The organism is Citrobacter sp. wls757, assembly GCF_005280935.1.
Taxonomy (GTDB): Bacteria; Pseudomonadota; Gammaproteobacteria; order Enterobacterales; family Enterobacteriaceae; genus Citrobacter; species Citrobacter portucalensis.
Window position 1 is genome coordinate 47,161 of sequence record NZ_SZWU01000069.1, and the last position, 4,731, is coordinate 51,891.

General features: G+C 54.3%; 3 protein-coding genes. All 3 read right to left on the minus strand.

Features of this window, described 5'->3' with window-relative positions; translation table 11 throughout:
* Window positions 1-1,376, minus strand: a 1,376-nt coding sequence (gene ftsP, locus FDW94_RS19025; protein ID WP_137378119.1) for a cell division protein FtsP, incomplete at its 3' end; no start/stop codon positions are given.
* Between the two features lie 71 nt (window positions 1,377-1,447).
* A complete protein-coding gene (gene plsC / locus FDW94_RS19030; RefSeq protein WP_003024540.1) occupies window positions 1,448-2,185 on the minus strand; it encodes a 1-acylglycerol-3-phosphate O-acyltransferase in 738 nt (245 codons plus the stop codon).
* A 195-nt stretch (window positions 2,186-2,380) separates the two neighbouring features.
* Window positions 2,381-4,639 carry a DNA topoisomerase IV subunit A gene (parC, locus tag FDW94_RS19035; protein WP_003828391.1) on the minus strand — a complete coding sequence of 753 codons (2,259 nt, stop codon included), beginning with the start codon at window positions 4,637-4,639 and terminating at the stop codon, window positions 2,381-2,383.
* Window positions 4,640-4,731 lie beyond the last annotated feature (92 nt).

Genomic DNA, 4,731 nt, shown 5'->3' on the forward strand with positions numbered 1-4,731 from the left:
CCACGATCCGCCATTTCCAGCGTCTGGCTATTAAAGTAGAACGGGAAATGGGCCCAGGAAGGCTGTCCGTAATAAACCAGTAATTCAACCTGGCCATCAACCCAGACAGTATCTTTCCAGCCTCTGTCTTCCGGGAACGGCATCGCGCCATTCACATTACGGATCAGGAACGAAACACCTTCAATATGGAAGGACTGGGGCATATCCGCCCGCACCGTCCAGCGCTCCCAGGAGCCCTGCTGGGCAGTAATATCCATACGATTGACGTCCCACAGCTGACCGTTGATGCCAGGATCGTCATCCAGACTGATATCACGGCTGCGAATCGGCGAACCGCTGAGGATTTCCGTTGGCAGCAGGCGCATTGGCAGGCTGTCAGTCACCAGCGGCAGAAGACCTGTCGGGCGCAACGTCAATACCAGCGTGGAGATGAGAATACTGGAAGGCTCAAAGAACCCGCGGATCCTGTCGACAATACTGGCCGCCTCACCACAGGTGATAGAGACCTCATTACCGTTCGTCATATCCACCAGGATCTCACGACGCTCGCCCGGAGCCAACGAGAGCTGCTTCACCGAAACAGGCGCAGGTAAAAAACCCTGATCGCCGGAAATCACATGCAGCGCACGGCCATCACTCATTTGCAGCTGGTAACGACGCGAGTTTGAAGCGTTCAGCAAACGCAAGCGCACCCAGCCGCGGGAGACTTCGACATACGGGCTTTGCGCCCCATTGACCAGCAGCGTATCACCGACAAAGCCACCGCTGCCGGGCTCGCTGTATTCCGGCGTGCCAAAGTTGTCCAGCCGCTTGTCCTGGATAATGACCGGAAAATCATCCACGCCATAGTGGTTGGGAATAGACAGTGATTTACTCACTTCATCTTCAACCAGCCACATCCCGGCAAGACCGTTATAGACCTGCTGAGCAGTACGATTTGGCGTATTAGCGTGATACCACAACGTGGCGGCATTCTGGCGAATCGGTAGCACCGGCGCCCAGTCAGCATTCGGGGACATCATGCGCGCCGGGCCGCCCATCAGCGGGCCAGGTACCTGTAACCCGGCGACGGTCATCGAGACATTTTCAGTCAGACGGTTGCTGTAGATAAGCTTGACGTCATCCCCTTTCCAGACGCGGATTGTCGGTCCCAGATAGCGGCCGTTAATTCCCCAGACAGGTGCGCGCGTGCCTTGCGTAAAGGACCAGTGCGCACGTTGCAGCGTCATAAATAGCGGCTGCCCCCGGCGGGATTCCAGCAGCGGAGGCACGGGTAACGGTTGTTGCTGACCGGCAGCATTAGCCTTCAGCGGAACAGCACCTGCACACAGTGCGATCCCCGATGCCTGAATGAACTGACGCCGACTGAATGACATATAAACTCCATAAAAAACTGGCTATTAACACGCAGGAAGTCATTTCCTGTAAAAAACCCGAATTGCGCGGATTAAACCTTACCGGCGGCTTCCCGCTCAGCAACTTCTTTATCGAGTTCTGCGATTTTTTGTTCCATCAGCGTGCGGCAATGCGCTGCCAGTTCACGAACCTGATCTTTCCCAAAGTGGCTAATATCCACCGGTGGCAACATCTCGACAATTGCCAGACCATTATTGAGTCGATTGAGTTTTATCTTGTTCGAGGTTGTGGAAACGCACACCGGAATGACCGGGACACCAGCAGCAATCGCTGCATGGAACGCGCCGGTTTTAAACGGCAGCAGACCGCGACCGCGGCTACGTGTCCCTTCAGGGAACATCCAGATAGAAATGCGACGTTTTTTGAAATGATTCACCACGGCAGCAATGGTGCTGTGCGCTTTAGCGCGGTTGTTTCTGTCAATCAACAGGTTACCGGTTAACCAGTACAGCTGCCCGAAGAAAGGGATCCACAGCAGGCTTTTTTTACCTACCGTCACCGTCGGCGGCTGAACGATATTCGCAGCGGTAACCATGTCATAGTTGTTCTGATGGTTACAAATATAGATAGCATTACCATAGTTCTGCGCGTCTGCCGGCATGCGGCACTCGACCTTCAGGCCATAAAGGGGAGCCAGGCGGCCAAACATATGGCCGAACGTTGCAACGTGTTTTGGATTTCGTGGGCTGAACAGACAGTATATGCAACCGAAAATACAGACCAGAACGCAGTAAATAACAGTAATAATTAAACGAAAAATATATAGCATAACAACCTCTAAGGCCTAAGAGCCTGGCATTTTACGTCACCTGATTCATCACGCGGTATCAGGTTAGGGCTTTGTTAAGGGCGGCTCTCTGGAAAAGCGTATTGTTAATCGCAACGCACGAATAAACAACGGTTTCACGGGAATTTTTAACGTTGGCTCTCCCTGGGCTTTAACAGGGAGAGCCGGACGGTAGCGTTATTCTTCGCTGTCGCCGTGACTGGCGCGTCGAGGCGAGTCAATCTCAATGCTGTCGATACGCTGCAGACCACGCATTAGCGTGCCGCGACGGCCGCGCTCACCAGTCACTTTCTGCAACTCTTCAGGACGCAGTTTGATTTTGCGCTTACCAACGTGGATGGTCAGCGTGCTCTGCGGCGGCAGCACGTAAAGTTGCGCCAGACCATCCTCGCCTTTCGCCGCTTCCGCTGAAGGGATATTAATGATCTTGTTCCCTTTGCCTTTCGACAGCTGCGGTAAATCGCTCACCGGGAACATCAACATGCGACCAGCCTGAGTAATAGCCAGTAGCATATCGGTTTCATCTTCAATCACCACCGGCTGCATCACGCGCGCATTTTCTGGCAGTGTAATCAATGCCTTACCAGCACGGTTACGTGCGACCAGGTCATTGAAGGTACAGACAAAACCGTAGCCCGCATCGGAGGCCATCAGCAGTTTTTGATCGTCGCCTTCCATCAGCATGTGCTCAACCGTCGCGCCTGGCGGCAGCGTGAGCTTCCCGGTCAGCGGTTCACCCTGACCGCGCGCCGACGGCAGCGTAATCGGGTCGATGGCATAGCTGCGTCCGGTCGAGTCCACGAACACCACCGGCTGGTTGCTCTTACCCTTCACTGCCGACTTAAAGCTGTCGCCCGCTTTATAGCTTAATCCCGGTGCATCGATGTCGTGGCCTTTCGCGCTACGCACCCAGCCACTCTGGGACAACACAATGGTAACCGGCTCAGATGGCAGCATGTCGTGCTCGCTCATCGCCTTCGCTTCTTCACGTTCCTGCAACGGAGAGCGACGATCGTCGCCATAGGCATCTGCATCGGCCTGCAGCTCTTTCTTCAGCAGGTTACTCATTTTACGTTCGGAAGCCAGAATGGCCTGCAACTGATCGCGCTCTTTCGCCAGCTCATCCTGCTCACCGCGGATTTTCATCTCTTCGAGTTTGGCAAGGTGGCGCAATTTCAGCTCAAGGATGGCTTCAGCCTGGGTTTCAGAAATGCCAAACCGCGACATCAGCTCAGGCTTAGGTTCATCTTCATGACGAATAATTTCGATGACTTCGTCAATGTTGAGGAACGCCACCAGCAAACCTTCAAGGATGTGCAGGCGCTTGAGCACTTTTTCCAGACGATAATTCAGGCGGCGACGTACGGTATCGCGGCGGAACGCCAGCCATTCGGTGAGGATCTCCAGCAGGTTTTTCACCGCCGGACGACCATCAAGACCGATCATGTTCAGGTTGATACGGTAGCTTTTTTCGAGATCGGTAGTGGCAAACAGGTGGTTCATCACCTGCTCCATATCCACACGATTAGAGCGCGGGACAATCACCAGACGGGTCGGGTTTTCGTGATCCGATTCGTCGCGCAGGTCGTCTACCATCGGCAGCTTTTTATTGCGCATTTGAGCAGCGATCTGCTCCAGCACTTTTGCCCCGGAAACCTGATGCGGCAGCGCGGAAATCACCACCGCGCCGTCTTCTTTCGTCCATACCGCACGCATACGTACGGAGCCGCGTCCGTTTTCGTAAATCTTACGAATTTCCGCGCGCGAAGTAATGATCTCCGCTTCGGTCGGGTAATCCGGCCCTTGCACGATATCCAGCAACTGATCCAGCGTCGTTTTTGGCTGCTCAATCAGAGTAATCGCTGCTTTTGCCACTTCACGCAGGTTATGTGGCGGAATGTCCGTTGCCATACCAACGGCAATACCGGTCGTGCCGTTCAGCAGAATATTTGGCAGACGCGCAGGCAGCATCTTCGGCTCCTGCATGGTGCCGTCGAAGTTTGGCACCCAGTCCGACGTTCCCTGACCGAGTTCGCCCAGCAGGACTTCCGCATATTTAGACAGACGGGATTCGGTATAACGCATCGCCGCGAAGGATTTCGGATCGTCCGGTGCCCCCCAGTTCCCCTGCCCGTCAACCAGCGGGTAACGGTAAGAGAACGGCTGCGCCATCAGCACCATCGCTTCATAGCAGGCGCTGTCACCGTGCGGATGGTATTTACCCAGCACGTCACCGACGGTACGGGCGGATTTTTTAAATTTGGCGCTGGCATTCAGCCCCAGTTCGGACATCGCGTATACGATGCGACGCTGAACGGGTTTCAAACCATCGCCAATAAACGGCAACGCCCTGTCCATGATGACGTACATGGAATAGTTCAGATAGGCGTTTTCCGTGAATTCATGCAGCGCCAGGCGCTCTGCCATATCGCTCATTAATCGTGGTTCCTCAACTTTGTACCCCTCTATTGAAGGGCAATATTGCCGCAGATACTACCCTATCTGGCGTGTTGAGTCACAAAGAAAAG

Excerpts from the sequence above, each read along its gene's own strand:
- plsC (WP_003024540.1), bottom strand. The coding sequence starts at position 2,185 with ATGCTATATATTTTTCGTTTAATTATTACTGTTATTTACTGCGTTCTG.
- parC (WP_003828391.1), bottom strand. The coding sequence starts at position 4,639 with ATGAGCGATATGGCAGAGCGCCTGGCGCTGCATGAATTCACGGAAAAC.